This window comes from Streptomyces sp. NRRL S-495, assembly GCF_000966955.1.
Classification (GTDB): Bacteria; Actinomycetota; Actinomycetes; order Streptomycetales; family Streptomycetaceae; genus Kitasatospora; species Kitasatospora purpeofusca.
In genome coordinates, this window is sequence record NZ_JZWY01000863.1 from 1 (window position 1) to 4391 (window position 4391).

The window sequence follows — 4391 nt, forward strand, 5'->3', positions numbered from 1 at the left end:
GAACAGCACACACCGAACACCACGCGCACCGAACACCACGCAGCCTGCGGCCGGCCGGTGTCCCCACTCCCACGGGGACACCGGCCGCACCCGTTCGCGTCAGCCGACGGTGGGAGACCAGGGGCCGTCCTCGGGTCGGGCTTCGGTGGTGGAGCCGTCCGGCCAGGGAGGCATGGTGATGGCGACGATGCGCAGCGGACCCGGGCTGTCCGGATCGGCACGGAACTGGAAGGCGGTTCCCAGTGGCACCGAGACCGACGTTCCCGCCCGCAGGACGTCCACGGACTCCCGGCCGGACTGCCGCCGCCAGATCCGGCCCCGGCCGGCCGTGACGTACCAGAGCTCCTGCACGGTGGCATGGGAGACGGCGCGGGTGACGGCACCGGGAGCGAGTTCGAACGCGGCCTGACTGCCGAGGCCGTTCAGGGTCAGCAACGGCCGGACGGTGGCACCGTCCGGGGCGACCACGACCGGGGCGTCCTCGACCTCGGCGGTGCGGAACGGCTGCTCGTCCATAAGAACCGGCCCCCTCTCGACGCGGGCACCCCCACGCGCCCCACTCGCGATGGGACCACACCCCGAACCGTCCCGCCAGAGGGCGGCGGCCTCCACCGGAGCCCCAGCCCGTGGAACCGCGGGTCGGCGGTCCCCGGAGCGAGCCGGGTCCTTGAGGAAGCTCTCGAAGAACGCCCGGTGGGGCCCGGGCGATCAGTCCTGGACGGCGCACCGGCCGCCACGCGGGCGGGGAGCGGCGGGACCCTCCAGGGCGGCTCCCCCGAGGCGGACGGTGTCAGTGCGGGGGCGTGCGGTCGGCCGGGGTCCACGGCCGGACGAAGGGGTGGTCGAGGTGGGCGGTGCCGAGTACCGCGCCGGTGCGGCGGGCCTCGGCGAGGAGTTGCTCGCGGCTGCGGCGGGCCGTCTCCGGGTCGGCCTCGAAGAGGTAGCGCACGGCGGGGGTGGCGAGTTGGACGGCGTGGACCAGCACGTCCCCGGTGACCAGCAGGCGGTCCCCGCCGCCGTCGACCAGGACCGACTGGTGGCCCGGCGTGTGGCCGGGCGTCGGCAGCAGGGTGATCGCGCCGCCTCCGGGCCGGGCCCGGCCGGCGAGCACCGAGTGGCCGTCGACCTCGTGCAACTGCCCTGCGCGCAGCAGTGGTTCGACGACGTAGGTGCGCGCCGTCCGGGTCGGTCCGAGCGCCGCGACCTCGGCGTGCTGCACCACGTAGCGGGCGTTCGGGAACACCGGTACGCCCTCGGGGGTGACCGACCAGCCGTAGTGGTCCTCGTGGAGGTGGGTCAGGACCACCGTCTCGACGTCCGCCGGGGCGATCCCGGCCCGGGCCAGGACGGCGGGCAGCTGCCCGGGGACGGGCGCCCAACCGGAGGCCGGGCTGCCGACCGGGCCGATACCGGTGTCCACCAGAGTGACCCGGCCGCCGGGGCGGCGGACGGCGTAGCAGCGGAAGTCCAGCTCCCAGGTGTCGCCCGGGCCGAAGGCGGCCGGGTCGAGGCGGCGGGCGCGCTCCCAGTCGGCGGCCGCCGCGTCGGGGAAGGCGGCCTGCGCGGTGCCGGGGAACGGACCGTGGGCGTCGAGCAGCGCCAGCACCTCGTAGCGGCCGAACCGCCGCACCACGACGGCACCGGAGCCGGCACCCGCACCGGACCCGGCAGGATCGGCGGCGGCGGGTGTCGCCGCGACGAGCGGGCGCAGCGCCACCGCGCCCGCGACGGCGAGCGCGCCGCGCAGCATCCGGCGGCGCCCGGGCCGGTCGGGACCGGCCTCGGGACCGGCTCCGGGATCTTCGGCGAACGGCACGGCGGGAACGATCGGATCGTTCAACGGGACTCCTCGGACAGAACGCGAACTGGGCGGGGGCCGAAGAACGACTCAACGACTCGGGTCGGCGCCCCGACCCCCGTACGGGGCGCCGACCGGTCCCACTGTCCCGCCGCGCCCGCCCCGGCGGCTTGTCGTTTCTTGTGCAATCCGTTCGCGCGCGGGCAAGCACCGTGCGAGCATCGCCGGATGATCGACGAGGAGTCCGTGACGGCCGTCGGCCTGGTCGGCGCCTGACTGACCCGGGTGACCACGGCCCGCCGCCACCAACAGTCCGACACCGAACCACAGTTGTCGCACCTGTAGCTCCACCTGGAAAACCTCGGGCCCGTGCTTTTCGGCACGCCCGGCAGCGGCCTGTCGTTCCGGGCCGACCCGACGGGCGCAACCGAGGAGACCGGCACGACCGACGATCCGGCGGATCTGCCGCTGACGCGCTTCCTCGGGCAGTCGGTCCGGTCGGTCGGCGCGGTCGAGTACCGGGACGGTCGGACCGCCTTCACCGCCGGGCTCGCCCTCGGCTTCGAGGGCGGACGCGTCCGGCTGCTGGGCCTGGACGGCGCCCTGCTGGACGGTCGGTGACGGGCAACGACAGTGGGTCGCCCCGGGAGTAGGGTGCGGGCATGCCGGTCGAACGTGCGTCCCTGTTGAGTGGGGACGACCTGTGTGTCGCCGACGTGTCCTGCCAGGACCCGCCGGAAGGGTGGACGGAGTTGCGGCCGGCGCCGGTGTTCGGGCTGGTGATGGTGCGGCGGGGGATGTTCCGGGGGCGGATCGACGGGGTCGACCAGGTACTGGACCCGGCCTGCGTGTATGTCGAACGGATCGGCTGCGAGCAGCAGTTCGCGCATCCGTGCGGCGGCGACCTCTACACCGAGCTGGTGCTCTCCGAGCCGCGGACCGCCGAACTGCTGGGCGGCGATCCGGAGGTGCCTCAGGGGCTGGTGTTCACCACGCCGCGGATGGCGCTGGCCCATCGGATGCTGGTCGTCCGGGCGCGCGGCGGCGCGGACTCGTTCGAACTCGCCGAGCGTGCGGTCGCCTTGGCGGGCGAGGTGCTGACGGCACTGGCGCCGGCGAGGGTGGCGAGCGGCCGGCCGGTCCGGGACGCGGCGCGCCGTCGACTGGTGGACGCCGCGCGGGTCGCGCTGGCGGCGGACCTCGGACTCGGGCTGGACGAGCTGGGCCGGGCGGTCGGCTGTTCGCCGCACCATCTGAGCCGGATCTTCCGGGCCTGCACCGGCGAGGGCATCGCCCGCTACCGCAACCGGCTGCGGGTCACCCTCGCCCTGGAGCGACTGACCGAGGGTGAGACTCGACTCGCCCTGCTGGCCCAGGAGTTGGGCTTCACCGACCAGGCTCATCTGACCCGGGTGGTGCACCGCGCGGCCGGACTGCCGCCCGGCCGGCTCCGGGCCCTGCTGGGTCCACGCCCCGCCGGGTCCGGCGCGATGACCACCCCGGAGCACGCGTAGGCTCGGCGAGTGTCCTCGACCCCGGCCTCCGCCCCGGCTTCTCCCCCTGCCCCTGCCTCTCCCGCTCCCCCTGCCCCCGTCTCCCCCGCAGCGCTGACCAGCCTGCACGACCGGGCGGCGCTCGCCGAGCGGTTCGGCCGGGACCCCGAGCTCCACCTCTTCGAACTCGGCGACCTGGACGAGCCGTTCTGGTCCCACACCGCCTGGTACACGAGGTCGGCGGACGGTCCGGTGGCGCTGCTGTACGCGGTCGGGGACGTGCCCACCCTGCTCGGCCTCGCCCGGCCCGCACACGCCGACCGCCTGGCCGGACTGCTGCACGCGATGCGGCCCGTGCTGCCGCGCCGACTGCTCGCCCACCTCACCGACGGCGGCGTCGACGCCCTCGCGCCGGACTACCGCGCCGAGCACCGGACGGCGATGCTGCGGATGGCGCTGACCGACCCCTCCGCCCTCGCGCCGCACCTGGGCGAGGCATCGGGCACGCGCCCGGTTGGGCCGGTGACGCGGCTCGGCGCGGCGGACCTCGCGGATCTGCGCGCCCTGTTCGCCGCCGGCTACCCGGGCAACTGGTTCGACGAGCGGATGCTGACCACCGGCCCCTACCTCGGGATCCGGGACGCCGGGGGCCGACTGCTCGCGACGGCCGGCGTGCACGTCCACTCCGCCGCCCGACGGGTGGCGGTGATCGGGAACGTCACCACCCACCCGGAGGCCCGGGGGCAGGGGCTCGCGGCGGCCTGCACCGCGCGGCTCTGCGAGGTCCTGGCGGACAGCGTCGACCACATCGGCCTGAACGTCCGGGCCGACCACCCCACCGCACTCGCCCTCTACCGGCGTCTGGGCTTCACCACCGTCACCGGTTACGAGGAGGCCGTACTCACAGCCTGCTGACGGCCTGCTGAACGCCTGCTGACGGCCTGCCGCCGGCCCACCTGCGGATCAGGGACCGTCGGCGCACGGGAAGTCGGATCGGCCGACTTCCCGTGCGGGCCGCACAAGCCGGACCAGGCCGGACCACCAGGCCGGGCCGGGCCGCGCGAGAACAGGCGGCCCCGGTCAGCGGGTGACGGGCAGGA

General features: G+C 75.4%; 5 protein-coding genes. 3 read left to right on the forward strand and 2 right to left on the reverse strand.

The genetic code is table 11. From position 1 onward, the window contains the following. Positions 1 to 99 precede the first annotated feature (99 nt). Complete coding sequence (locus VR45_RS35055; RefSeq protein ID WP_045943960.1) at positions 100 to 516, reverse strand: cupin domain-containing protein; 417 nt, start codon at positions 514 to 516, stop codon at positions 100 to 102. A gap of 274 nt (positions 517 to 790) precedes the next feature. Next, positions 791 to 1840 (reverse strand): MBL fold metallo-hydrolase, encoded by a 1050-nt coding sequence (locus VR45_RS35060; RefSeq protein ID WP_234326458.1) that lies wholly within the window; start codon positions 1838 to 1840, stop codon positions 791 to 793. Positions 1841 to 2167: 327 nt separating this feature from the next. Here VR45_RS35060 and VR45_RS42990 point away from each other — a divergent pair, with 327 nt between their 5' ends. Genes VR45_RS42990 through VR45_RS35075 form a run of 3 tightly spaced genes read left to right on the forward strand, consistent with a single transcriptional unit; the run spans position 2168 to position 4206 of the window. Continuing rightward, positions 2168 to 2419, forward strand: a complete 252-nt coding sequence (locus VR45_RS42990) for a hypothetical protein (protein ID WP_052709618.1) — start codon at positions 2168 to 2170, stop codon at positions 2417 to 2419. A 41-nt stretch (positions 2420 to 2460) separates the two neighbouring features. Then, positions 2461 to 3312 carry an AraC family transcriptional regulator gene (locus VR45_RS35070; protein WP_045943961.1) on the forward strand — a complete coding sequence of 284 codons (852 nt, stop codon included), beginning with the start codon at positions 2461 to 2463 and terminating at the stop codon, positions 3310 to 3312. A gap of 9 nt (positions 3313 to 3321) precedes the next feature. Then, complete coding sequence (locus VR45_RS35075; RefSeq protein ID WP_234326460.1) at positions 3322 to 4206, forward strand: GNAT family N-acetyltransferase; 885 nt, start codon at positions 3322 to 3324, stop codon at positions 4204 to 4206. The last annotated feature ends 185 nt before the right edge of the window (positions 4207 to 4391 follow it).